The sequence below is a fragment of the Lysinibacillus sp. RS10 genome (assembly GCF_041956855.1).
Classification (GTDB): Bacteria; Bacillota; Bacilli; order Bacillales_A; family Planococcaceae; genus Lysinibacillus; species Lysinibacillus xylanilyticus_A.
This window is the reverse complement of sequence record NZ_CP167122.1, coordinates 3796177-3820488: the sequence shown is the minus strand read 5'-3', so window position 1 is coordinate 3820488 and position 24312 is coordinate 3796177. Positions and strand designations below refer to the sequence as shown.

The 24312-nt window shown below is 39.0% G+C and carries 23 protein-coding genes; 20 read left to right on the top strand and 3 right to left on the bottom strand.

Annotated elements, in window-relative coordinates:
• Positions 1–105 precede the first annotated feature (105 nt).
• Genes def through ACB089_RS19430 form a run of 10 tightly spaced genes read left to right on the top strand, consistent with a single transcriptional unit; the run spans position 106 to position 9115 of the window.
• Positions 106–600 carry a peptide deformylase gene (gene def / locus ACB089_RS19475; protein WP_068983202.1) on the top strand — a complete coding sequence of 165 codons (495 nt, stop codon included), beginning with the start codon at positions 106–108 and terminating at the stop codon, positions 598–600.
• Position 601: 1 nt separating this feature from the next.
• Positions 602–1543 carry a methionyl-tRNA formyltransferase gene (gene fmt, locus ACB089_RS19470; RefSeq protein WP_374963542.1) on the top strand — a complete coding sequence of 314 codons (942 nt, stop codon included), beginning with the start codon at positions 602–604 and terminating at the stop codon, positions 1541–1543.
• Positions 1540–2901 (top strand): 16S rRNA (cytosine(967)-C(5))-methyltransferase RsmB, encoded by a 1362-nt coding sequence (rsmB, locus tag ACB089_RS19465; RefSeq protein ID WP_374963541.1) that lies wholly within the window; start codon positions 1540–1542, stop codon positions 2899–2901. Before fmt ends, rsmB begins: the two co-directional genes overlap by 4 nt.
• Positions 2901–4043: a 23S rRNA (adenine(2503)-C(2))-methyltransferase RlmN gene (gene rlmN / locus ACB089_RS19460; RefSeq protein WP_368635495.1), complete on the top strand. Its 1143-nt coding sequence runs from the start codon at positions 2901–2903 to the stop codon at positions 4041–4043. The genes rsmB and rlmN overlap by 1 nt, the downstream gene beginning before the upstream one ends.
• Before the next feature lie 6 nt (positions 4044–4049).
• The gene (locus ACB089_RS19455) at positions 4050–4799 is read left to right on the top strand and encodes a Stp1/IreP family PP2C-type Ser/Thr phosphatase (protein WP_223552766.1); all 750 of its coding nucleotides are present in this window, start codon (positions 4050–4052) and stop codon (positions 4797–4799) included.
• 2 nt (positions 4800–4801) lie between these two features.
• A complete protein-coding gene (pknB, locus tag ACB089_RS19450; RefSeq protein ID WP_374963540.1) occupies positions 4802–6778 on the top strand; it encodes a Stk1 family PASTA domain-containing Ser/Thr kinase in 1977 nt (658 codons plus the stop codon).
• Between the two features lie 11 nt (positions 6779–6789).
• The gene (rsgA, locus tag ACB089_RS19445; protein ID WP_374963539.1) at positions 6790–7674 is read left to right on the top strand and encodes a ribosome small subunit-dependent GTPase A; all 885 of its coding nucleotides are present in this window, start codon (positions 6790–6792) and stop codon (positions 7672–7674) included.
• Positions 7675–7676: 2 nt separating this feature from the next.
• The gene (rpe, locus tag ACB089_RS19440) at positions 7677–8345 is read left to right on the top strand and encodes a ribulose-phosphate 3-epimerase (RefSeq protein ID WP_368635588.1); all 669 of its coding nucleotides are present in this window, start codon (positions 7677–7679) and stop codon (positions 8343–8345) included.
• Positions 8342–8995, top strand: coding sequence for a thiamine diphosphokinase (locus ACB089_RS19435; RefSeq protein WP_374963538.1), 654 nt, complete (start codon positions 8342–8344; stop codon positions 8993–8995). Before rpe ends, ACB089_RS19435 begins: the two co-directional genes overlap by 4 nt.
• A 51-nt stretch (positions 8996–9046) precedes the next feature.
• Positions 9047–9115 (top strand): hypothetical protein, encoded by a 69-nt coding sequence (locus ACB089_RS19430; RefSeq protein ID WP_374967600.1) that lies wholly within the window; start codon positions 9047–9049, stop codon positions 9113–9115.
• Positions 9116–10242: 1127 nt separating this feature from the next.
• On the opposite strand, the gene rpmB is transcribed toward ACB089_RS19430, so the two are convergent.
• Both rpmB and ACB089_RS19420 read right to left on the bottom strand, forming a co-directional pair.
• Positions 10243–10431 carry a 50S ribosomal protein L28 gene (gene rpmB, locus ACB089_RS19425; protein WP_049668398.1) on the bottom strand — a complete coding sequence of 63 codons (189 nt, stop codon included), beginning with the start codon at positions 10429–10431 and terminating at the stop codon, positions 10243–10245.
• A 218-nt stretch (positions 10432–10649) separates the two neighbouring features.
• Positions 10650–11390, bottom strand: coding sequence for an IclR family transcriptional regulator (locus ACB089_RS19420; protein WP_374963537.1), 741 nt, complete (start codon positions 11388–11390; stop codon positions 10650–10652).
• A 221-nt stretch (positions 11391–11611) separates the two neighbouring features.
• Here ACB089_RS19420 and ACB089_RS19415 point away from each other — a divergent pair, with 221 nt between their 5' ends.
• From ACB089_RS19415 to sdaAA, 9 genes are all read left to right on the top strand, one after another.
• On the top strand, positions 11612–12484 hold the full coding sequence (locus tag ACB089_RS19415) for a dimethylarginine dimethylaminohydrolase family protein (protein ID WP_374963536.1): 873 nt from the start codon (positions 11612–11614) through the stop codon (positions 12482–12484).
• A 31-nt stretch (positions 12485–12515) separates the two neighbouring features.
• Positions 12516–13277, top strand: coding sequence for a dimethylarginine dimethylaminohydrolase family protein (locus ACB089_RS19410; RefSeq protein ID WP_374963535.1), 762 nt, complete (start codon positions 12516–12518; stop codon positions 13275–13277).
• A 100-nt stretch (positions 13278–13377) separates the two neighbouring features.
• Complete coding sequence (locus ACB089_RS19405; protein WP_374967599.1) at positions 13378–14811, top strand: amino acid permease; 1434 nt, start codon at positions 13378–13380, stop codon at positions 14809–14811.
• A gap of 46 nt (positions 14812–14857) precedes the next feature.
• Positions 14858–16462 carry a M20/M25/M40 family metallo-hydrolase gene (locus ACB089_RS19400; protein WP_374963534.1) on the top strand — a complete coding sequence of 535 codons (1605 nt, stop codon included), beginning with the start codon at positions 14858–14860 and terminating at the stop codon, positions 16460–16462.
• 81 nt (positions 16463–16543) lie between these two features.
• Entirely contained in the window at positions 16544–17224 is a 681-nt protein-coding gene (locus ACB089_RS19395) for a GGDEF domain-containing protein (protein WP_374967598.1), read from the top strand.
• Between the two features lie 116 nt (positions 17225–17340).
• Positions 17341–17703 (top strand): Asp23/Gls24 family envelope stress response protein, encoded by a 363-nt coding sequence (locus ACB089_RS19390; RefSeq protein WP_053594173.1) that lies wholly within the window; start codon positions 17341–17343, stop codon positions 17701–17703.
• Positions 17704–17721: 18 nt separating this feature from the next.
• Complete coding sequence (locus ACB089_RS19385) at positions 17722–19371, top strand: DAK2 domain-containing protein (RefSeq protein ID WP_374963533.1); 1650 nt, start codon at positions 17722–17724, stop codon at positions 19369–19371.
• Positions 19372–19722: 351 nt separating this feature from the next.
• Complete coding sequence (sdaAB, locus tag ACB089_RS19380; protein WP_374963532.1) at positions 19723–20388, top strand: L-serine ammonia-lyase, iron-sulfur-dependent subunit beta; 666 nt, start codon at positions 19723–19725, stop codon at positions 20386–20388.
• Positions 20389–20402: 14 nt separating this feature from the next.
• Complete coding sequence (gene sdaAA / locus ACB089_RS19375) at positions 20403–21314, top strand: L-serine ammonia-lyase, iron-sulfur-dependent, subunit alpha (RefSeq protein WP_374963531.1); 912 nt, start codon at positions 20403–20405, stop codon at positions 21312–21314.
• Between the two features lie 168 nt (positions 21315–21482).
• On the opposite strand, the gene ACB089_RS19370 is transcribed toward sdaAA, so the two are convergent.
• Positions 21483–21758, bottom strand: coding sequence for a transporter (locus tag ACB089_RS19370; RefSeq protein WP_374963530.1), 276 nt, complete (start codon positions 21756–21758; stop codon positions 21483–21485).
• Positions 21759–22205: 447 nt separating this feature from the next.
• On the opposite strand from ACB089_RS19370, the gene recG reads away from it, so the two are divergent.
• Complete coding sequence (gene recG / locus ACB089_RS19365) at positions 22206–24251, top strand: ATP-dependent DNA helicase RecG (protein ID WP_374963529.1); 2046 nt, start codon at positions 22206–22208, stop codon at positions 24249–24251.
• The last annotated feature ends 61 nt before the right edge of the window (positions 24252–24312 follow it).

Genomic DNA, 24312 nt, shown 5'->3' with positions numbered 1-24312 from the left:
CACCAAAAGTCAGGGATGACATTTTTAAATGAACTAGTTAGATTATGATGTGGCGTTACAATTAGACAAGGTATATGCCTTAAATATAGAAATGAGGAATAGAATATGGCAATTAAAAAAGTTGTTGAACATCCAGCAAAGGTATTATCAACACCGTGTGCGGAAGTAACAGAAATTAATGAAGAAATTATTGCTTTACTAGATGATTTATATGACACAATGGTTGAATATGATGGTGTTGGTATTGCAGCACCACAAATAGATGTAGGCTTACGAGTTGCAATTGTTGAGCTTGGCGAGGAACGAGATATTTTAGAAATGATTAATCCGACTGTTATTGTAACGGATGGAGCTGAAGTAGATATTGAGGGATGCTTAAGCTTCCCGGGATTATACGGTGAGGTTGAACGACCTGACTATGTAAAAATTGAAGCGTGTGACCGTGAAGGACGTGTATATGAGCTAGAAGCGGGAGGCTTTGATGCACGAGCAATTTTACATGAAATCGATCATTTAGATGGCGTGCTATTTGATTCAAAAATCAAACGTATTCTAACTGAAGAAGAGCTTGAAGCAATGTACGCTGAAGAGGAGGAATAACATGACTTCAATAATTTTTATGGGAACACCTGATTTCTCAGCGCCAATTTTGCGTATGCTACATCATGAAGGCTATGATATTAAAGCGGTAGTTACTCAGCCAGATCGTCCAGTTGGGCGTAAGCGTGTGCTAACACCGCCACCTGTTAAGGCAGCAGCTTTAGAATTAGGTTTACACGTTATTCAGCCTGAAAAGCTACGTGGTTCAGAGGAATTACAACAAATTATTGATTTACAGCCTGACCTAATCGTAACAGCAGCTTTTGGCCAAATTTTGCCGAAGGAATTGCTAGATGCACCACCGCTTGGTTGCATTAACGTCCATGCGTCACTTTTACCGAAATATCGCGGTGGAGCACCTATTCACCAAGCCATTATTGATGGTGAAAAAGAGACTGGTGTAACGATTATGTATATGGAGCAAAAGCTCGATGCTGGTGATATCATATCTCAAAAGGCTACCCCAATTGAAGAGGGAGATCATACAGGTGGACTATTTGATAAGCTAAGTGTTGTAGGCTGCGAATTATTAAAAGAAACACTTCCTTCTATTATAAATGGAACAAATAATCGTACCGTACAGGATGAAGCACAAGTAACCTTTGCAAGCAATATTTCACGTGAACAGGAACGAATCGACTGGGCAAACGATGCTACAACTTTATACAATCAAGTACGTGGTCTTCATCCATGGCCAGTTGCCTATACAACATTTGAAGATGGGAGCTTTAAAATTTGGTGGGCGAAGGTTGGTAACGCAAAACATGATACTATTCCTGGTACGGTCGTTGTGATTTCAAAGGATCATTTTGAAGTAGCGGCAGGAAATGGAACAACACTTGCCCTGTATGATGTACAACCAGCTGGTAAAAAACGCATGACAGCAGAGGAATATTTGCGTGGTACAGGTTCTAAATTACAGATTGGGGACCAATTTAAATGAGTAAAAAAAGCGTAGTAATTTGGGATGGAAATGTGCGTGATGCTGCACTTTCTATTTTGTTAGCAGTGGATAAAAATCAAGCCTATAGTAATTTACTTTTAAATGAAACGATAAAGCGCCATAAAATTGAAGCGAAGGATCGTGCGCTTTTAACAGAAATTACGTACGGCACTTTACAATTTAAAATGACACTTGACTACTATTTAGAGCCATTTATTCGTGGTTCAGTAGATCATTGGGTGCGCTGGCTTTTACGTTTATCTTTATATCAAATGCATTATTTAACTCGTATACCACCACATGCAGCGGTGAATGAAGCTGTAGAAATTGCCAAGCGACGAGGTCACAAAGGTATAGCTTCAATGGTTAACGGTATTTTACGCTCTATTTTACGTCAGGGTGTGGCTTCTACTGATGAGATTAAAGATCCGATCGAGCGTCTGGTCATTGAAACGAGTCATCCGGAGTGGTTAGTGCAACGTTTTGTCGAGAATTATGGTATTGAAATAGCGTCTGAAATGTTACATGAAAATAATGTACCTCCAGTGCAAACTGTACGTGTAAATACGACAAAAGTGAGCGTTGATCAAGCGATTGCTAGCATAGAAGCGGAAGGCTTAACAGCGAAAAAAAGCGATATAATGCCTGAATGCTTACATGTAACAAATGGTCAGCCAGCTCGAACAAAGGCATTCCAAGAAGGGCTTATTACTATTCAGGATGAAAGCTCAATGATTCCAGCAAAAGTCTTGAATCCATCCTCTGGCATGCGTGTCTTAGATATGTGTGCAGCTCCAGGTGGAAAGACAACACATATAGCTGAAATTATGAAAAATGAAGGTTCGATTTTAGCGACCGACCTTCACCCTCATAAATTAGATTTAATCGACCATAATACTGATCGTCTAGGGATTGATATAGTAGAGACTGCACCGATTGACGGACGTAAAGCACCTGATTTTCTACAACTAGAATCTTTCGACGCTATTTTAGTCGATGCACCTTGTAGTGGTTTAGGTGTCATGCGCCGCAAGCCAGATATTAAATATACAAAACGAGAAGAAGATTTAGAAAACCTCCAAAAGATACAATTGGCGCTATTAAATGCTGCAACAAAAGTATTGAAAATTGGTGGCAAGCTTGTGTACAGTACATGTACAGTCGATAAAAAAGAAAATGAAGGCACTGTAGAAGCCTTTTTAACTACGCATCCAGAAATGGAAGCTATACAACTAGAATCTTTACCAACAAAATTAGCGGAAAAGCAAGCAAATGGCATGCTTCAAGTCTTTCCACAAGACTTTGGCAGTGACGGTTTCTTCGTTGCCGCCTTTCGTAAAAAAGGAGAATCCAACTAATGGTGGATCAAGAGAAATTTAATGAGCGCATTAGCGACTTAGTTGAGGAAGCAGAAGACAAGCCTGTACAACGCGCGAAAAAAGAAAAACCAAATTTAAAGGAATCGGTATACTCATTACAGCCGGAACAGTTAGAAGAATGGTTAAAGGAAAATGGTGAAAAACCATTCCGTGCAGCACAAATTTTTGATTGGCTTTATAATAAACGTGTAAAAACATTTGATGAAATGTCTAACCTTTCAAAAGGATTACGTGACAAGCTTGAAGCAAGTTTTGTATTGACGACATTGTCAACAATTATTCAACAGGAATCAAAAGATGGTACTATCAAGTTTTTATTCCAGTTACAAGATGGCTATTCTATTGAAACTGTATTAATGCGTCATGAATACGGGAACTCTATTTGTGTGACGACACAAGTAGGCTGCCGAATTGGTTGTACGTTTTGTGCGTCAACTTTAGGTGGATTAAAACGTCATTTACTAGCAGGGGAAATCGTAGAGCAAGTTGTCAAAGTACAACAAACTTTAGATGAAGTGGGCGAGCGTGTATCACATATCGTTATTATGGGTATTGGAGAACCTTTCGATAATTATGATGCAATGATGAACTTCTTAAAAGTCATCAACCATGAAAAAGGGTTAAACATTGGTGCTCGTCACATCACTGTATCGACATCGGGGATTGTTCCGAAAATTTATCAATTTGCTGATGAACAGTTACAAATCAACTTCGCAGTATCCTTGCACGCACCAAACCAAGAGGCTCGTCAAAAACTAATGCCAATTGCACGTGCTTACAAATTGGATGAATTAATGGAAGCTGTCCGTTACTATACTAAAAAAACTGGCCGACGTGTAACTTTTGAGTATGGTTTAATGTCTGGTGAAAATGATTCAGTTGAAGTTGCTGAAGAATTATCTGCATTAATAAAAGGAATTAAATGCCACGTGAACTTAATTCCTGTAAACTACGTACCAGAACGTGATTATGTTCGCACATCTCGTAGTCAAATTTTTGCCTTTGAAAAAACTTTAAAGAAAAATGGTATTAACGTAACGATCCGCCGAGAGCAAGGTTCAGATATTGCAGCTGCGTGTGGACAGTTACGTGCGCAAGAGAGATCTGAAGAGACGAGGTGACCAGTGTTGAAATACACAGTCGAAAGTGATATTGGGTTAAAAAGAGCAATTAATGAAGACCGTGCGGCTTTTTTTAAACGTCCAGACGGGCTTGCACTTGCACTTGTAGCGGACGGCATGGGAGGTCATAATGCTGGCGATGTAGCAAGTGATATGGCAATGAAACAGATAGAATCCGTTTTTTTACAGGCAGAGGCACATCATTTTGCATCAACAACATCAAAAAAAGAATGGTTATTACAAGCAGTTAAGCAATTAAATAAAAATATATATGACTATTCTTTATCACATGAAGACTGTAAAGGAATGGGCACGACGTTTATTGCGGTGTTAATTGAAGATAATCATTGCTTTATCGCACATGTTGGCGATAGTCGTGTGTATTATTTCTTTGATGATGGTGCACAACAAATAACAAGAGATCACTCATATGTAAATGTTCTCGTTGAAAATGGTGAAATAAGTGAAGAGGAAGCGTTGACGCATCCAAAGAAAAATTTCATCTTAAAAGCTGTTGGTACAGAAGAAACGATTGAACCTGACTTTTATGAAGTTGATTTAGCATCAGAATCGTATTTACTCATTTGCTCTGACGGTTTAAGCAATAAACTAACCGTGTATGAAATGGCATCAATTATTACGTATCCAGATTCAATAGAAGAAAAAGGACGGAAACTTGTGGAATTAGCAAATGCAAGCGGGGGGGAAGACAATATCTCCCTCGTGCTACTCACAAGGCAAGATGAGGAGGTGTAAGTATGTTTGTAGGCAAACGAATTAGTGACCGCTATAAAGTTAAAGAGCTCATTGGTGGCGGTGGTATGTCCAATGTTTATTTGGCGCATGACATGATTTTAAACCGTGATGTAGCGATAAAAATATTGCGCTATGATTTTACCAATGAGGATGAATTACATCGACGTTTTCAACGTGAGGCACTTTCTGCTACAAGTCTTACACATCCGAATATTGTTAGTGTTTATGATGTAGGTGATGATGGTGATCTACATTATATTGTAATGGAGTATGTCCAAGGAAAAACATTAAAGCAGTACATACAGGAATTTGCACCAATTTCTCCTGCCAGAAGTGTGCATATTATGAAGCAGTTAACATCTGCAATTGCCGATGCTCATGAAAATCATATTATTCATCGTGACATTAAACCTCAAAATATTTTAATGGATGCTGAGGGCGATGTGAAAGTAACTGATTTTGGCATCGCGATGACGCTTAGTGCAACGTCATTCACACAAACAAACTCCGTGCTTGGAACTGTGCATTATTTATCACCAGAGCAGGCTCGTGGCGGTACAGCAACAAATAAATCTGATATTTATGCACTTGGAATTGTTTTGTATGAATTATTAACAGGGGAATTACCGTTTTCAGGAGAATCAGCTGTTTCGATTGCGCTTAAGCATTTACAAGCGGAGACACCGTCAGTTCGCGCATTCGATGCTACAATTCCACAAAGCTTGGAAAATGTTGTGCTGAAGGCTACTGCAAAAGACGCATCGCACCGATATTCAACTGTTGAGGAAATGCAAGAGGATTTAGAGACAGTTTTATCGCCAAATCGTATCAACGAACCAAAATTTGTCATACCTGTAGATAATGATGTTACAAAGGCAATTCCCATTATAAAAGAGTCAGTTGTACGTAAAGATGAAGATTTAACGAAGACAAGAGCGATCGAACCAATTACGCAATCAAAGCCTAAACCAGAAGTTAAGAAGCCAGTTGAGAAATCAGCGCCTATAAAGAAAAAGAAAAAATGGCCAATATATGTCGCTGGATTAGTAATAGCAGCCATTGCCATTCTCCTATTCCTGATATTTGCAACAGATGTATTTAGTCCGAAAAAGATTCCTGTTCCTAGTGTAGCTAATTTGACAATTGAGGAAGCTACTAAGAAATTAGAGGCTGAAGGTTTTATTGTTGGTGAACATCAGGAGCGTTTTGATGAGAACGTTGAAAAGGATAAAGTTATTGAAACAGACCCTTCGGAGGGGACAGAGCGTGTAGAAGGTACGGAAGTAGACTTAGTCGTTAGTCTTGGAGTGGAAATGACGAAAGTGGATGATTATAGAGGGCAGCAAATCAGCCAAGTCCTATCAATGTTAAAGGGGAAATTTTTAGAGCCACAAATTAGCTACGTGCATTCAACAGCACCAGAAGGACAAATTATTGAACAAGAGCCGCAACCACAAGAAGAGGTAATCGCTAAAGATACATCGATGAAATTTACGGTAAGCGCAGGTGTAAAAATGGTGACTGTAGATAATGTTGTGAATTACACAAAGGCTCAAATGGATGACTATGTAAGTAGAAAAGGCTTAAAATGGCGTGTTGCTCGTGAAGACTTTGATGATACAGTACCGGCTGGAAGTGTTATTTCACAATTGACAAAAGAAGGGGCAGAAGTTGAAGCGGGCTCTACAATAGCTGTTGTTTTAAGTAAAGGGCCCGCTGAAAAACCTGTTAAAACTTGGGTGAAAACTGTGGAAATTCCATATGAGCCAAAAGAGGAAGGTATGGAGCAAACCATTCGAATTGATATTCAAGATAAAAACCATTCGATACTAGAAACATTTAAGGAATTTACGATCACGGCTGATACACAATACCAAATACAGCTTGTTATTGAAGAGGGGCAGGAAGCGGCCTATAAAATTATACGTGATTCGGAAATTATCGCTGAAGAAAAAAAGGGATATGATGATATTAAATAAGGGGGAATTGGATGGCGCAAGGCCAAATTCGTAAAGCATTAAGCGGTTATTATTATGTATATGATGGAAAGCAGCTTATACAATGTCGAGGACGTGGGGTATTTCGCAATCGCGGGGAATCCCCACTCGTTGGCGACATTGTAGAATACACAGTGGAAACAGAGGGGTCAGACGGTACCATTCAAAAAATTATGGATCGCCAAAATGAATTAGTACGCCCTCCGATTGCTAATATTGATCAAGGTATTCTGGTTTTTTCTGTAAAAGAACCTAATTTTAATACCATTTTACTGGATCGATTCTTAGTTGTTTTAGAGTCATTTCATGTCCATCCGATTATTTGTTTAACAAAGATGGATTTGCTAGAAGAGCATGAACGTGAGGAATTACAAAGCTATATTGAAGATTATGAAAGCATGGGGTATACCGTGCTGCAAACCTATAAAGATGAGGAAGAATTAGTTGAACGCTTGCAACCTATATTAAAAGGGAAATCATCTGTTTTAGCAGGACAATCTGGAGTGGGGAAATCCACACTACTAAATACATTAATCCCAGATTTAAATTTAAAAACGGGCGTTATTTCACAAAGCTTAGGGCGTGGAAAACATACGACACGCCACGTCGAATTAATCGAGGTATGTGACGGTTTATTAGCAGATACACCTGGATTTAGTTCTTTTGATTTTGATGAAATAGAAAAAGAAGAGTTAGGCGCATGCTTCCCTGATATGGCACGAGTTGCCGAGGATTGTAAATTCAGAGGCTGTTTACATTTAAAGGAGCCAAAATGTGCGGTAAAGGCAGCAGTGGAAGCGGGAGAAATTCGTGATTATCGCTATAAGCACTACGAACAATTTATACAAGAAATTATGGATCGAAAGCCGAGGTATTAATGATGATACAAATAGCACCATCAATTTTAGCAGCTAACTTTGCTAAATTAGGGGAAGAAGTAAAGGAAGTAGAAAAAGCGGGTGCACAGCTTATTCATATTGATGTAATGGATGGTCATTTTGTGCCGAATATTTCCTTTGGCTCCATCGTCTTAGATGCAATCCGTCCTTTAACTGATTTACCGTTGGACGTTCATTTAATGATTGAAAATCCTGATCAGTATATAGAACAATTTGCAAAAGCAGGAGCAGACTATATTACAGTGCATGTAGAGGCTTGCCGTCATTTACACCGTACAATTCAGTTAATTCGCTCATATGGAGTCAAACCGGGTGTTGTATTAAACCCACATACACCCATAGAATCAATTCAACATGTTTTAGAGGATATTGATATGGTGTTGTTCATGACTGTGAATCCAGGCTTTGGTGGACAAAAATTCATTCATTCTGTAGTACCAAAAATTGAAGCATTAGCAGCTATTATTAAAGAACGTAATCTTGATATTGCTATCGAAATCGACGGTGGTATTAATGCAGAGACTATTATTCCTTGTGCAAAAGCAGGAGCAACTATTTTTGTAGCTGGCTCGGCAATTTATAGTAAAGAAGATCGTACAGCGGCACTTCAGGAAATATTAGCTGCTGGTGAGGCAGCGATAAAAGAATGACAACAGTCGTTGTTTGTGCAGGTGGACCAAAAGAGGAACTCTGTTCATTTAAACCGTTTAAAGAGCAAAATGATATCATTTTTATCGGAGCTGATCGAGGAGCACTTTATTTGGTTGAGCAAGGAATTACACCACATGCCATAGTAGGAGATTTTGATTCACTCTCACAAGAGGAATACGAAATGGTGATGACTCATACAAATGATAGTCAACGATTTCAGGAAGAAAAAAATGAAACAGATACGGACTTAGCGTTGTTAAAAGCCTTGACGTATACGCCGCTAGAAATTGTTCTTACAGGTGTTACAGGTGGGCGCTTAGATCATTATGAGGCAGCGGTTCGTTCGATGTATCGCTTCCAAAAAGAGCATCCACAGGTAGTGTTGAAGATTAGTAATCATGCAAATATGTTGCAATTTTTAATGCCGGGCAAACATAACATAGAAGCAAACGAGCAATATCGTTATTTGTCTTTTTTTGCACATGAAGAGCCGATTAAAGATGTGACATTAAGGCAAGTGAAATATGAAACAACAAATGAAGAAATCTCTCTAGGGACATCCCGCTTTACAAGTAATGAAATAATAGGGAATTCGGGGTCTATATCTTTCTCGCAAGGCATATGTTTAATGATAAGAAGCATAGATTAGCGTGAGGGGGAGAGGGTCCTGAAAGTATATACGTTCCAGCTACCGAAATTTGTGAGTAGTATTACGCGTACGTGTATCAATCTTTTTAAAAAAGAAAAGAAAGTAAAAAAATCCGACTAACACTAGTCGGATTTTTCTTTTAGTGTTGAAAAACAAAATGATGTGATTGTATACCTGTTGTTGCTGACACTTCGGTTTCGCGCAGAAAACAATTGTTGTTGCTGTCGTTGCACTTTCGCACAGATAAAACATTGTTGCTGCCGCTTCGCTTTCGCACAGACAAAACCCAGTTGCTGCCGCAACGTTAACACTATGCTTTCGCACAGAAAACAATTGCCGCTGAAGTTCCGTTTTTATCACTATAAATTAGAGTACCGTGTCAGAAGATACACACTATGTGAAATGGTTGATTGGAGTGGAGACTGGGCGACTCCTTGGGGATCAGCGATAGAGGAACGAAGGCTAAGAGCATTACGTCCTATGATAACACCTTCGTGACCAACATCGGTGCTGTTGCTGTCGCTGCGCTTTCGCACAAACAAAACCCTCTGCTGCCGCTACGTTAGCACTACGCTTTCGCGCAAAAAACATCTTGCTGCTGCCGCTACGTTAGCACTACGCTTTCGCGCAAAAAACATCTTGCTGCTGCCGCTACGTTAGCACTACGCTTTCGCGCAAAAAACATCTGTTGGCCCGAGACCCTGCAGCGTAGCGGTATGGGGAACGAAGGCTAAAAACATCACGTCCTGTGATAACGCCTTCGTGACCAACTTCCTGTCGCTGCCGCTACGTTGCACTGCGCATTCGCACAAAAAACATCTGTTGCCCCGACGCCCCCAGGAAGCTCTGCTCTGCGCGAAAGCGAAGCGTCAGCGGCAAATATTTTATCTGTGCGAAAGCGAAGCGACAGCGGCAAAGCGTCCAGTCGGAACGGAAATCAACCCTTTGTTTTGCCGGAGAGCCATACTTTAGTATATTGTAACTGCGGTTTCTCTAGATAAAAGGCGATTGTTGTGCTGACATGAGGCTGTTATATGTAAAGAAAGCCGCTAGTAATTACAACGAGATTGTAATTACTAACGGCTTAGTCATTTCATTGTATTTATGGTCGTCCACTAGAAGGATGTTTAAATACAACTTCTACTTTTATCTAAATATTCACAAAGGCGGTTGGTAGTCTGCCCAGTAATTAGAAAGAAAAAAATCGATTTGCGCCAAATGCCAAATCGATTTTTTGGAAGCAACGATTAAACGCGCTCAATTTTACCTGATTTTAATGCACGAGCAGAAACCCATACACGTTTTGGTTTACCGTCTACTAAGATACGAACTTTTTGAAGGTTAGCACCCCAAGTACGTTTGCTAGCGTTCATAGCGTGGGAACGGTTGTTACCAGTACGAGCTTTACGTCCAGTGATTACACATTGTTTTGGCATGTTGTATTCCCTCCTTACTGTTTATGCTGAAAGATTATTATTTCAGTTCGGTATTTCACATACCATAATAATTTAACATACGATGACGTTCAGTGCAACAGTTTTCACGTAACCTTTCAAGAAAAAAACCTTTACAGACATAAATAATTGTCAGATAAGAGGGAATCAATTTCTGGATACAGCAAATTTAAGCTAATATAATTAAAAGTCTTTCAATATTATTTTTCTCGATAGCCAAGCTTCATAGAAACACGTTTACCAGTTTCCACTAAACGCGCCGTAAGGGTGTTAATATGTTCTGTTGAAACGTTAAAGCTAACAAAACCTATACTGACAGCACCTACTACTTCATTAAAACCATTTAAAATGGAAACTGCAATTGAGGATGTTCCTGCTGTTCTTTCTCCATGACTAATGGCAAATCCTTGCAATCTTATTTGGTCAAGTTGTACCTCTAATTCAGCGATTTCTTCATGCGGGAGAAGCTGTTCAATAATTTCCCTTGCTTGAGAAACGGGCATTGTGGCTAAGATTGTCTTATTTGCGGCGCCAATATGCATCGGAATCCGAATTCCTAACTGATCATAAATACGAATTGGATTAGCTGCACTGTCTATTCTTTCGATAATGATCGTATCTAAACCGGCAGGCTTACTTAAATAGACGCTTTCCTCGACCTCACTAGCTAAACGCTCTAATTCTGGCCTAATTTTACTAATGTAGTCCATCGTATCATACACTTGTAGGCCGAGCTCCATCCATATTGTACCAAGACGATATTGTTTCGTTTGATCGTCTTGTTCAATCATTCCTTCCTTAATCATCGCTTTTAAAATTCTATGTAATGTACTTAGTGGCAAATCGCATTTTGCCGCAAGCTCTGAAATGGACAAGCTGCTTTCACTTGCTTCCGAAGCTAAAACTTTAGCAATTGTCATAGCACGTTCTAATAATTGCATTAATGTCCCACCTGTCCTTCACTCATTTTTATACTTTGTCTACGTCTAGCTTAAACATAGAACTATGGTTTAGTAAACCTCTCTCTCCGTATCATAAGTTGAATGAATATAAAAATTTTTCTAAATATATTGACAGTATAACATAAAACAAATATATTCTTCATATAAACTTTCCTCTTAACGGAAACGTTTTCCACTACACGGAAAAGGGGGTGAAGGGAATGCATTATTGTTCATCAATGTATGCACCTTTGAAACACGTAATAGTAAAACATCCAAAAGATGCTTTCCGAAGCCAAGAGCATCTTAGTGATGGATGGAAAACATTTAACTACCTATCAGAACCTAACTATAATGAGGCTCTTAGAGAATATGCTGAATTTACAAGTATTCTCAAAAAATATGTTGAAAAAATTGATTATCTACCAGAATCAGAAGAAGTAGGGTTGGATTCTCTATATGCACATGACCCTGTCAAATTTACGCCAAAAGGGGCAATAATCTTAAAATCTGGCAAAAAATTAAGACAGTCAGAAGCAGCTGTTTATAAAACATTTTTACAAGAAAAGGGCATTCCGATAATCGGTGAATTGACAGGAGATGCTGTTGCAGATGGTGGCGATATCGTTTGGCTTGATGGCCGTACACTTGTTGTAGGTCGAGGCTATCGAACGAATGATGAAGCAATTCGTCAGCTAAAGGATATGACGGCGGATATTGTCGATGAATTCATTATTGTCCAGCTATCCCATGATTTAGGTGAAGCAGAATGTTTACACTTAATGTCCTTTATTAGTATGGTGGATAAGGATTTAGCGGTTGTACATTCACGATTAATGCCAGTTTTTTTCCGTCAGCTTTTGATCGAACGAGGTATTCAATTAGTTGAGGTACCGAAGGATGAGTATGATGCGCTAGGCTGTAACGTCTTAGCGCTTGCGCCTAGAGTATGTATGCTTCCAAATGGAAATCCAAAGACAAAGCAACAATTACTTGATGCAGGCGCAATAGTTTATGAATATAAAGGAAATGAAATTACAGTAAAAGGGACAGGTGGACCTACATGCCTAACTTGTCCAGTAGTAAGAGGATAAAAGAATAGAAGAATAAAAGGGGACGAAGTAAATGTTTAAAAATGTGATCGTAAAAAATCCAGGAAATAGTTATATAAACGGTTTAACGACTAGTGACTTAGGAAAACCAATTTTAGAGAAATTATTTGAGCAGCACGGAAAATATGTAGAGGCTTTAAAGAAATGTGGCGTAGAGGTTACACAGCTTCCAGCGAACGAAGCTTTCCCAGATTCGACATTTGTAGAAGATACAGCTGTTTTAACACCTGAGTTTGCCATTATTTCAAACCCTGGCGCAGATGCTCGTAATCGTGAGATTGAGGACATTGAACCAGCTGTTAAAAAGTTCTATGAAAAAATGTACTATATCGAAGGTCCAGGAACACTTGATGGTGGAGATGTATTGCAGGCAGAAAAGAAATTTTATGTTGGTATCTCTGATCGTACGAATGAAGAAGGAGCACGACAATTTAAAGAAATCGTTGAAAAAGAAGGCTATGAGGCAACGATTATTCCGTTAAAAGAATTTTTCCATTTAAAAACGGGTATCGCCTATGTTGGTGAAAATCGAATGGTGCTAGCGGGAGAATTTGTCGATCACCCTGCGTTTGAATCTTACGAAAAAATTATAATTCCAAAAGAGGATGAGTATTCAGCAAACTGTATTCAAGTAAATGATTATGTCATTATTCCAGCAGGCTATCCAGAAACAAACCGTAAATTAAATGATTTAGGCTATCAAACAATTGAACTTGAAATGTCTGAATTTAGAAAACATGATGGTGGGTTAAGCTGCCTGTCATTACGTTTTTAGTTTTACAAATACCCAATCAATTTAAATGGGATAAATTGGTTGGGTACTTTAGTAGTATTGATGTCAGAATTTTTAAACAACGACTAGAGGGTGGGGATGGATATTGAGTAAAGGGGAACAACGGCACGATGATCAATTAAATCGTTCAATGAAAAGTCGTCATTTATTAATGCTATCACTCGGTGGAGTTATTGGGACAGGCTTGTTTTTAAACGTTGGCTATACCATTAATCAGGCAGGTCCTGGGGGAGCATTAATTGGTTATTTATTTGGTGGTTTAATATTGTACATGGTTATGAATTGTCTTGGGGAATTAGCTGTTTATATGCCTGTAACGGGTTCTTTTCAAACGTATGCAACAAGATTTATCAGTCCTTCAGCAGGCTTTTCTTTAGGGTGGATGTATTTTGTCGGGTCAGCTGCTACAGCGGGGGTAGAATTTACAGCAGGGGGAATATTGATGCAACATTGGTTCCCAAATGTACCTATTTGGATCTGGTGTGCGGTTTTTATGGTTCTTCTGTTTGCATTAAACGCGTTAACAACGAAAGGTTTTGCTGAAGCGGAGTTTTGGTTTGCGAGCATTAAAGTAATTGCAGTGATAGCCTTTATCATCATAGGGGGCGCGGTAATTTTTGGTTTGATTCCATTAGCTGATCGCCCTACGCCACATCTAACAAATTTAGCGCCGACAGGATTATTCCCGGCTGGTATTGCGATTATCTTTGTCACAATGATGAATGTTATCTTTTCTTATCAAGGGTCTGAACTTGTTGGTATTGCAGCAGGGGAAACTGAAAATCCAGAAAAAAATATTCCGCGAGCAATCCGGACAATTCTTTTTAGAATAATAGTTTTCTATATTGCTTCTATTATTGTTTTATCTGCCATATTCCCGTCATCGGAGCTTGGGCTACTGGAAAGTCCTTTTGTCACATTGATGAGTTTAGCGGGCGTTCCTTATGCTGCTGGTATTATGAATTTTGTTATTCTAACTGCGATTTTATCGGTAGGTAACTCATGTCTATATGCTTCAACACGATTATTATGGTCGATGTCAAAAGAGGGGATGGCTCCAAAATTATTTGGACGACTAACGAAAAATAAAGTGCCATTAAATGCACTCGTTTTCACGATGCTTTTCTCACTGCTCTCTTTATTAACGAGCGTGATGGAAGCAGATGCAGTATTTGTTTTACTCATGTCAGTTGCAGGGATTTCTGTCACAATTTCATGGATGGGAATTTGTGCTTCCCAATTGATGTTCCGATATCGCTATGTGAAAGCAGGGGGAAATGTGGCTGATTTAAAATTTAAAACGCCATTTTATCCATTGATTCCAATATTCTGTATTAGTTTTTGTATGCTAATTCTTATCTTTTTAGCATTTGATCCAACACAAAGAATTGGTTTACTATACGGTATTGGATTCTTCATTGCTTGTATGATTTTCTATAAATTGAAATTGAGTAAAATAAATACAGTTTCTTCTGAGATTGAAGTGAAAAATGAGGAATCGTTTGATTTACATTGAAATGAAATGCATTCGATTTTGAGGCATCGGATAAAGGAGAATGATTATGACTAATTATCTTTGGAATACACCTGAAAAACTGCGTGCATTATTATGTGAAATTGTCAGTTGGGAAAGTAGGACATTAACGCAAGGTGAAAATGAATTTGCCTATAAATTAACAAATAAATTGCAAACGCTCTCTTACTTTCAAAAAAGGCCAGAATTGATTGAGTTACATGATGCAGGGCTTGGGCGCAATGCTGTGACTGCTTTGTACAAGCACCCATCTGCGACAGAAACGGTTGTGTTAATTAGTCATTTTGATACTGTTCATACGGAAGAATATGGTGAACTTGAGCCGCTTGCCTTCTATCCTGAAGAATTAACAAAAAAGCTAATGGAACCTAAATACAAAAAGGATTTACCTGAAGCGGCAAGAATTGATTTGGAATCAGGAAACTATTTATTCGGTCGTGGAACGATGGATATGAAAATGGGACTTGCTTTGCATATGCAATTAATAGAAAAAGCAAGCATTGAAGAGTGGCCAATTAATCTCATTTTAACGGCTGTGCCAGATGAAGAAGTGAACTCTGCTGGGATGCGAGCAGCAGTTGTTGAGCTTGTAAGGCTTCGTGACCAGCATGGATTATCTTATAAACTATTTTTAAATAGTGAGCCTTCTTTTTCACAAGGTCCAGCTGATACGAATGAATATATTTATTCAGGAACAATCGGTAAAATTATGCCTGCTGCCTTATTTTATGGAAAAGAGACACATGTAGGTGAGCCGTTAAAAGGAATGACAGCAAACTTTATTGCTTCATATATGACGCAGCATATGGAGTGGAATCCAGTTTTCCGTGAAACAGATCTTGGTGAAAGTACGCCATTACCTGTATCCTTGCAATTAAAGGATTTGAAAAGGGAGTACTCTACACAAACACCATATCGTGCAGCAGCTCTTTACAATGTGTTTTTATTAAAGCGCACAGCATCTGAAGTAATGGATATTTTTGAACAAGTTGCATTGGAGGCAATGGCAGCTTGTAATGAGCAGTATAAGCAAATTTGTGAGCGAGAAAAGGTAAAGGGTGTAGGTGAAGTAAAAGTACTTCGTTATGAAACGCTTTTAGAGCATGCGATCATTAAATTAGGAACTGAGGAAGTAAATACGATAAAACGTCATGTTCTTGATAATCATTTATGGGATGATCGAGAGAAATCCATTCGCATCGTGGATCAGCTAATGATCCGTTGCCAGGAACTGACGCCGGCAACAGTGCTGTTGTATGCACCACCTTACTATCCTGCAATCAATTCGTCGAACCATCCACTTGTCATTCAATCGATAGAGTTGATGAAGAAAACGGCAAAAACGTTTGATATTGAAGTGGAACAAATTCACTATTTTAATGGTATTTGCGATTTGAGTTATGTCAATTATTCAGATGACTCAAATGAATGGACATCATTCGAACGTAACACACCTGTATGGGGAGATACATATAGCATCCCGTTTGAAGCTATGTCTGCATTGCAGGGCCCTGTATTAAATGTTGGACCTTTTGGAAAGGATGCCCATCAAAAGACAGAAAGATTACATGTCGACAGCGCATTTAAGGAAATGCCAGTGATGATTGACACGCTTATTAAGAGCTTGATTTAGATCATAAAAATGGATTTAAGTAAGGAAGCTGATGCTAAAAATGGTATCAGCTTTTTTTAATGATTTGTACCGTTTTTGCCGATGTCCCTTATTATTTCAATGGGGCTAATTATTCAGCGTCACACTTATAAAGTACAAAGGCAATTTACGAAACAGCATATTTTATTAGATGAAGAAATGACAAAATCCAAGAAACTATCAAAATTATTAGCTGAGAAAAATGATGTACTATCAGAGCAAGCACTTCGTGCCACGTTGACAAACCTTCCAAATCGGCGAGCATTTAATAATAAATTGACACAAATTGGGCAACAATTTAGTAAACCAAAGTCTCTAGCAGTGATGATGGTGGATATTGATTTCTTAAAAGATTTCAATGATTATTATGGTCATTTACAGGGTGATGAAGCGTTAACAAAAGTGGCAGCTCTGTTAGATGGAATTTTAGAAAAGTATAATGCATTTGCTACACATTGGGGAGGAGAAGAATTCGTAATCGTTAGCCAACATGCCGCAAAATTTGCAGAGCATGTTTGTGAGGAAATTTTAGAGGAAGTCTGCAACTTAAACATTCTTCGCGAGCGTTTGAACATAGCTGATGTTGTAACAGTTAGTATTGGGATGTGCCATGCCAAAATCTCAATTATCGAGCGTTCGAAAACGTGTTGTGAATTAGCCGATCAAGCATTATACACAGCAAAACAAAAAGGTCGTAACAACTTTTATAGCAAAAATGAATATTTCGATGAAGTGGTGTGTTAACCTGTAATGTCAGTAAAACGTTGATACAGTGCGTTTTCGTCCCCTCCTAGGTTGCTTAATGTATAACGAAAGTGTTACAATATAGTTTAGTCAAAAAGAGCCAAGGGGGCATTTCTATGTCGATTGAATTAAACAATGAATTCGGCCAAATTGATATTTCAACAGATGTACTTGCACAAATTGCTGGTGGCGCTGCTGTAGAATGCTACGGTATTGTTGGCATGGCATCTAAACATCAAATTCGTGATGGTCTAACTGATATTTTACGTAAAGAAAATTTTGCAAAAGGTGTTGTTATTCGAAAACAGGACGACGATTTACATATTGATATGTACATTATTGTTAGTTACGGGACGAAAATTTCAGAAGTTGCTTATCAAGTACAATCAAAAGTGAAATATACAGTGGATAAAACATTAGGTATGAGCGTAAAATCTGTCAATATCTTTGTGCAGGGCGTTCGTGTAGCGAATGATTAAGAGGAGGAACTAAATCGAATGCAGTCTTTAGACGGAATAAAGTTTGCAGAAATGGTGCAAATGGGTGCCCATCACCTATTCCAAAATGCAAATTATGTTGATTCATTAAATGTATTTCCAGTACCGGACGGTGATACAGGAACAAATATGAACTTGTCGATGACATCTGGTGCGAAGGAAACGGAGCAATTTGCGTCAGAACATATCGGCAAAACAGCTCAAGCTTTATCAAAAGGTTTACTTATGGGAGCGCGCGGAAATTCTGGGGTTATTTTATCGCAGTTATTCCGTGGCTTTGGTAAGGCTATTGAAAAAGAGGCGACAATTGATGCCAAGGGCTTTGCAGGGGCCTTCCAAGCAGGTGTTGATACAGCTTATAAAGCAGTGATGAAGCCAGTTGAAGGAACGATTTTAACGGTAGCACGTGAAGCGGCTAAAAAAGGCGTGGAAGTGGCAGAAACTGAAAACGATATCATTAAGGTGATGGAAGCATTTACTGCTGAAGCACAGGCTTCGTTGGAACGTACACCTGAGCTTCTACCTGTTCTTAAAGAAGTAGGTGTTGTAGATAGTGGTGGTCAGGGTCTTCTATTTGTGTACGAAGGGTTCTTAGCATCTTTAAAAGGTGAGCCATTACCGCAGAAAAATGAAGCAACTTTAGATGATTTAATCAATGCAGAGCATCATAGAGCACAAGATTTTATGAATACTGCTGATATTGAGTTTGGTTATTGTACAGAAATAATGGTACGTTTAGAAAATGGGAAAGAGCCATTTAGCGAAGAACAATTCCGCAATGAATTAAACCCTCTAGGTGATTCTTTACTTGTTATTTCGGATGAAGAGATTGCAAAAGTGCATATTCATTCCGAGCAACCTGGCGCTGTGTTAGCTATGGGTCAAAAATATGGTAGTCTTATTAAAATTAAAGTCGACAATATGCGTGAACAGCATTCTGCCATCGTTGGTGAGGATCATAAAGTGCCTACTCCAGCCAAAAAAGTAGAAAAGCATCCGTATGCAATTGTAACGATTGCAATGGGCGAGGGAGTTGCTGAATTACTTCGTTCAATTGGTGCTTCTTATGTTATTGAAGGCGGTCAAACAATGAATCCTTCAACTGAAGATATTGTGAAGGCAGTACAAGAAATTGGTGCTGAAAAAGTGTTGATTTTACCGAATAATAAAAATATCGTCATGGCTGCAGAACAAGCAGTTGAGCTTTTAGATATTGAAGCGGCTGTAGTGCCAACGAAAACAATCCCTCAAGGTATGGCGGCGATTCTATCGTTTAATCCAGAAGCGGCAGTAGAAATGAACCAAGCAACAATGACGGAAGCTTTTGCAAATGTGAAAACAGGCCAAGTCACTTATGCAGTTCGAGATACATCTATTGATGGTGTAGAAATCCATAAGGATGATTTCATGGCTCTTGCGGAAGGAAAAATTGTATTATCTACTCCAGCATTAAAAGATGCTGCTGAGAAGGTAATTACTGATTTAGTAGATGAAGATGCAGAAATTGTAACAGTCATCTATGGTGAGGACACAACGGAAGAAAATGCCTCAGCATTAGTGAAATTTATTGAAGAACATTATCCAGAGGTCGAAGTAGAGTTATTTAATGGTAAACAAGGATTATATCCATATATTATTTCAGTAGAATAATTTAATGCTACTTTGCGCATAAGTAGACAAAGCAGTGCACACGCCGTGTACTGCTTTTGTTTATGGTACAAGGAGATTAGAGGATAATAAACGATAGAGATTAGCCAAAAATGAATCATTTGATGTATGTACCGGGAGGACGACGGACTTGGAAATACTGGAATATTAGCCTTTTGAAATTTTTGTGTATATGGAGTAGACAAAAGTTAAACAATATTTCCAATGTGTAAATTATAGTAGAGTAAATTTTCTGAAATTTGATAAATAAGTGCTTTACTTTTGTAGTAACAATCAAGCATGATATAGTAAAAATCGATTTTATTTATATGGATAGAATAGAGGGGTGTTTGTATGAAGTTTACTTCAGTATTTGATATTATTGGACCAGTGATGATTGGGCCTTCTTCCTCTCATACGGCAGGTGCAGCACGAATTGGCCGCGTTGCCAGAGATTTATTTGGAAGACAACCAAAGTGGGCGAAAATCCACTTATATGGTTCCTTTGCTGAAACGTATAAAGGACATGGAACAGATGTAGCGCTGATAGGAGGCTTATTAAATTACGATACATTTGATGAGCGGATTAAAACAGCTTTTGCCGATGCAGAGAAGGCCGGATTAGAGTATGAGTTTATCCCAGAAACAGCTAACACAGAACATCCGAATACAGCTCGCCTAGTGATTGGCGATGATGATGGAGAGATGTCTGTTGTTGGAATTTCTATCGGTGGCGGTAAAATAGAAGTGAGTGAGGTTAATGGCTTTAAGCTACGATTAACAGGAGGCATGCCGGCTATCCTTGTAGTTCATGATGATCGAGCTGGCTGTATTGCCAATGTAGCAAATTGCTTAGCAATGCATGCAGTCAACATTGGACATATGGAGGTTTCACGAATTGAACGTGGTTTAACAGCACTTATGGTGATAGAAGTCGATCAAAACATCGAGGATAAAGTACTACAACAAATTTCTTTAATACCACATATTACAAAGGTTTCTAAAATTAATAACAACTAAGGGGGTGTCCCAGTATGGACGTATTATTTCATAATGTTCGTGAGCTTGTTGAACGAGCCGAGCAAGAAGGCAAACTAATTTCTGAAATTATGATTGAGCAAGAAATGTTAATAACTGGACGTACAAGAGAAGAAATTATGCAGCAAATGGACCGTAATTTAACGGTGATGGAGGAAGCTGTTGAAAGAGGCTTGAAGGGTGTGCAATCTGTAACGGGTTTAACAGGTGGCGATGCAGTATTGCTTCAAAATTACATTGCGCAAGGAAATTCGTTGTCAGGGGATTTATTATTAGACGCAGTGAGTAAAGCGGTTGCAACTAATGAGGTGAATGCGGCAATGGGTACAATTTGTGCAACGCCCACTGCAGGCTCAGCTGGTGTTGTGCCAGGGACACTGTTTGCAGTGAAAAACAAGCTAAACCCAACACGTGAGCAAATGATTCGTTTTTTATTCACATCAGGTGCTTTTGGCTTCGTTGTTGCCAATAATGCTTCGATTTCAGGTGCTGCTGGTGGCTGTCAAGCAGAGGTTGGCTCAGCTGCTGGTATGGGAGCGGCAGCAATTGTAGAGATGGCTGGTGGTTCTCCACAGCAATGTTCAGAAGCATTTGCGATTACACTTAAAAACATGCTTGGGCTTGTTTGTGACCCAGTAGCTGGATTGGTAGAGGTTCCTTGCGTTAAAAGGAATGCTATGGGTGCAGCGAATTCGCTTGTGGCAGCGGATATGGCACTTGCGGGTGTAACAAGTCGCATCCCGTGTGATGAAGTAATTGGTGCGATGTATCGAATTGGACAATCAATGAGTCCGAATTTAAAAGAAACTGCTCGTGGAGGATTGGCTGCAACGCCGACAGGTAAAGCTATCAGCAAAGCTATATTTGATAATGGCAATTTGGAGAGTATCCAATCACTTCAAAAATAAAATTAAAAAACACGCGCCTAGTGCGTGTTTTTTTGTGAGCTTCTACATAGTGTAGATGGGTTTCATCCGTGACGTTAATTCCTAAGTTAATTTATATACAGGGCATCCCCTACTTTTGGCGATGATCCCTATTACAGCCAATAAAAAAAGAAAAAGCCTTTTGGAATTTTAGTAAGGGGTAGGGGTAGGATAACAGGCAACAGCATCGATTAATCCTTCATCAAATCCGTAGAACGACCAGTAGGCACCGTTCCATCTATATCCAGATACTTCACCCATTTCTATCCGAGTAGGATAAAACCAAAATTCTCTCCCGTTTCTAAGCCATACATAAGTATTTTGATATACACAATCAATGATATAGGACACAGAAGGTTTTGGTGGTTTGAAGTTTGGTGGAGGTGATTGTGGTCTCATGGTCCCTTGAGGTGGAAAATATCCCAAGTGATTTCACTCCTTTTTCAACAGTATATGCTGAGAAAAAATAAATGCATTTATTTAACGGGATTATTAAAAACCTAAAGAATGTAAAGCAATGTATTTCAACTAAAGGTTGGCTATATCTGAAGTTCGAAATACCTAAGAAGGCATTGAAGTGATTGATTCTTTATTTGCTAAAGGTGAAAAAGTTCATGTTCTTTATGTTGGCTACTTAAAGATATAACTATCAATCAATTATTGATGAATTGAATTGCTATGTTAGTGAAATTGAAAAGTTATATAATAGTATTGGAAATACAGATGAACAGCATGAACTGTTGGGAATAGCTAACCACAAGCAACATTATTATAAAAGCCTAGAGTAATCGTAAAGAAAGGGGAAAACTCATATGCTAATGACTACAAATAAAGCACTTGCGGTGAAAATCTTTGGAGGAGCTGTCGTGCAAGGTGACTGATTTAACGAGTGCCGTAACTGATTTAAAAGGAATCGGGAAAGAAACAGCAGGACATTTAGAGGCGTTAGGCATCGAGACGATCGCGGATTTATTATGGACGTTCCCTCATCGGCATGAAGATTTTCGTTTAAAGGATTTAGCGCAAACACCACATAATGAACGTGTCACTGTTGAGTGTAAAGTTGAACGTGAACCCACAGTATTGTTTTTAGGCCGCAATAAATCACGATTACAAGTGACAGTGCTGGCAGGTCGACATTTAGTGAAGGTTGTTTTTTTTAATCAAGGCTATTTGAAGCAGAAGCTGGTACCAGGAGCTATTATTACCATCACAGGTAAATGGGACCGAGGTAGACAGGTAATCAATGGAACGTCTGTTACATTTGGCCCGAAAATAGATCAGGTAGACTTTGAACCTGTTTATAGTTTGAAGGGTTTGATTCCGCAAAAACGTTTTCGTAAATATATGCGACAAGTGTTAGATGAGTTTGGTGTAGAGATACCGGATGCTGTTCCGCAACGTTTTCAGGCAGACTATAAGCTTGTTTCAATGCGTGAAGGGCTTGAGGGAATTCATTTCCCACTTGATGCGGGGCATGCAAAGCAGGCTAGAAGACGCTTTGCCTATGAAGAGTTACTAAACTTTCAGCTACGTATTCAAGCTTTACGTAAAATTCGAAAGGATAGTGAGCACGGTACAGTTATTCAATTCGATTTGCAAAAACTACGGGCTTTTATTACATCGCTACCTTATGAATTAACAGATGCTCAAAAACGTGTTGTCAATGAAATTTGCAAAGATTTAAAAGAGCCGCATCGCATGAACCGCTTACTTCAAGGTGATGTAGGATCAGGTAAAACCGTTGTTGCGGCAATATGTTTATATGCAGCTGTAACTGCTGGTTTTCAGGGGGCATTAATGGCACCAACAGAAATTTTAGCTGAGCAGCATGCTGAAAATTTGAAAGAATGGTTTGAACCATTTGGTGTACGTGTAGCTTTACTATCAGGATCGACGAAAGTAAAGGAGCGTCGGTTACTTTTAGAAGAACTAGCAAACGGGGAAATAGATATTTTAATTGGTACGCATGCGCTTATTCAGCCTGAAGTCATCTTTTACAAGCTTGGTTTTGTTATAACGGATGAACAGCATCGTTTTGGTGTTGAACAGCGTAGAATATTGCGTGATAAAGGGGAAAATCCAGATGTGCTCTTTATGACGGCGACACCTATTCCGCGTACGCTTGCGATTACAGCATTTGGAGAAATGGATGTTTCAGTGATTGATGAAATGCCAGCGGGGCGTAAACAAATTGAAACACATTGGATGAAAAAAGAGCAATTAGGCTCAGCTATGTCAAAGTTAGAATTAGAGCTTGCTGCTGGAAGACAGGCGTATGCTATTTGTCCCCTTATCGAGGAATCAGACAAGCTTGATGTACAAAATGCTGTAGAAATCTATGAACAACTTGCTACATATTTTAGCGGGCAATACAATGTTGGATTAATGCATGGTCGTTTGACGGCAGATGAAAAAGATGCTGTTATGCGAGCATTTAGTGAAGGGACTATTCATGTGCTTGTATCAACAACAGTAGTTGAGGTTGGGGTTAACGTGCCGAATGCAACGTTTATGATTGTTTATGATGCTGAACGCTTCGGCTTAGCTCAATTGCATCAGCTACGTGGGCGAGTTGGACGAGGTGAACATCAGTCATACTGTGTATTGCTTGCTGATCCTAAATCCGATGAAGGCAAGGAGCGCATGCAGTCAATGACGGAAACAAATGATGGTTTCCGCCTAGCTGAAAAGGATTTGGAATTACGTGGTCCAGGTGATTTCTTCGGACGTAAACAAAGTGGTTTGCCTGATTTTAAAGTAGCGGATTTAGTGCATGATTATCGAATACTGGAGACGGCAAGAAAAGATGCAACGACTATGCTTGAGACAGATGCATTTTGGCATGATGATGAGTATAAATATTTACGTAGTATGCTTGAAGAGTCGGGTGTTCTACAGGGAGAACGCTTTGATTAACTGAATTTTATACCCGATTTGGAATGTAAGCACTTGTTTTGAAAACAAGTCTTGCATTCTT

What these genes read in the sequence shown, in the direction of transcription:
- sdaAA (WP_374963531.1), top strand. Translation starts at nt 20,403, where the DNA reads ATGGACGTATTATTTCATAATGTTCGTGAGCTTGTTGAACGAGCCGAG.
- pknB (WP_374963540.1), top strand. Translation starts at nt 4,802, where the DNA reads ATGTTTGTAGGCAAACGAATTAGTGACCGCTATAAAGTTAAAGAGCTC.
- rpmB (WP_049668398.1), bottom strand. Translation starts at nt 10,431, where the DNA reads ATGCCAAAACAATGTGTAATCACTGGACGTAAAGCTCGTACTGGTAAC.
- ACB089_RS19385 (WP_374963533.1), top strand. Translation starts at nt 17,722, where the DNA reads ATGCAGTCTTTAGACGGAATAAAGTTTGCAGAAATGGTGCAAATGGGT.
- rlmN (WP_368635495.1), top strand. Translation starts at nt 2,901, where the DNA reads ATGGTGGATCAAGAGAAATTTAATGAGCGCATTAGCGACTTAGTTGAG.
- ACB089_RS19395 (WP_374967598.1), top strand. Translation starts at nt 16,544, where the DNA reads ATGTCCCTTATTATTTCAATGGGGCTAATTATTCAGCGTCACACTTAT.
- ACB089_RS19400 (WP_374963534.1), top strand. Translation starts at nt 14,858, where the DNA reads ATGACTAATTATCTTTGGAATACACCTGAAAAACTGCGTGCATTATTA.
- rsmB (WP_374963541.1), top strand. Translation starts at nt 1,540, where the DNA reads ATGAGTAAAAAAAGCGTAGTAATTTGGGATGGAAATGTGCGTGATGCT.
- rpe (WP_368635588.1), top strand. Translation starts at nt 7,677, where the DNA reads ATGATACAAATAGCACCATCAATTTTAGCAGCTAACTTTGCTAAATTA.
- ACB089_RS19390 (WP_053594173.1), top strand. Translation starts at nt 17,341, where the DNA reads ATGTCGATTGAATTAAACAATGAATTCGGCCAAATTGATATTTCAACA.
- rsgA (WP_374963539.1), top strand. Translation starts at nt 6,790, where the DNA reads ATGGCGCAAGGCCAAATTCGTAAAGCATTAAGCGGTTATTATTATGTA.
- def (WP_068983202.1), top strand. Translation starts at nt 106, where the DNA reads ATGGCAATTAAAAAAGTTGTTGAACATCCAGCAAAGGTATTATCAACA.
- ACB089_RS19420 (WP_374963537.1), bottom strand. Translation starts at nt 11,390, where the DNA reads ATGCAATTATTAGAACGTGCTATGACAATTGCTAAAGTTTTAGCTTCG.
- ACB089_RS19415 (WP_374963536.1), top strand. Translation starts at nt 11,612, where the DNA reads ATGCATTATTGTTCATCAATGTATGCACCTTTGAAACACGTAATAGTA.
- fmt (WP_374963542.1), top strand. Translation starts at nt 602, where the DNA reads ATGACTTCAATAATTTTTATGGGAACACCTGATTTCTCAGCGCCAATT.
- ACB089_RS19410 (WP_374963535.1), top strand. Translation starts at nt 12,516, where the DNA reads ATGTTTAAAAATGTGATCGTAAAAAATCCAGGAAATAGTTATATAAAC.
- ACB089_RS19435 (WP_374963538.1), top strand. Translation starts at nt 8,342, where the DNA reads ATGACAACAGTCGTTGTTTGTGCAGGTGGACCAAAAGAGGAACTCTGT.
- sdaAB (WP_374963532.1), top strand. Translation starts at nt 19,723, where the DNA reads ATGAAGTTTACTTCAGTATTTGATATTATTGGACCAGTGATGATTGGG.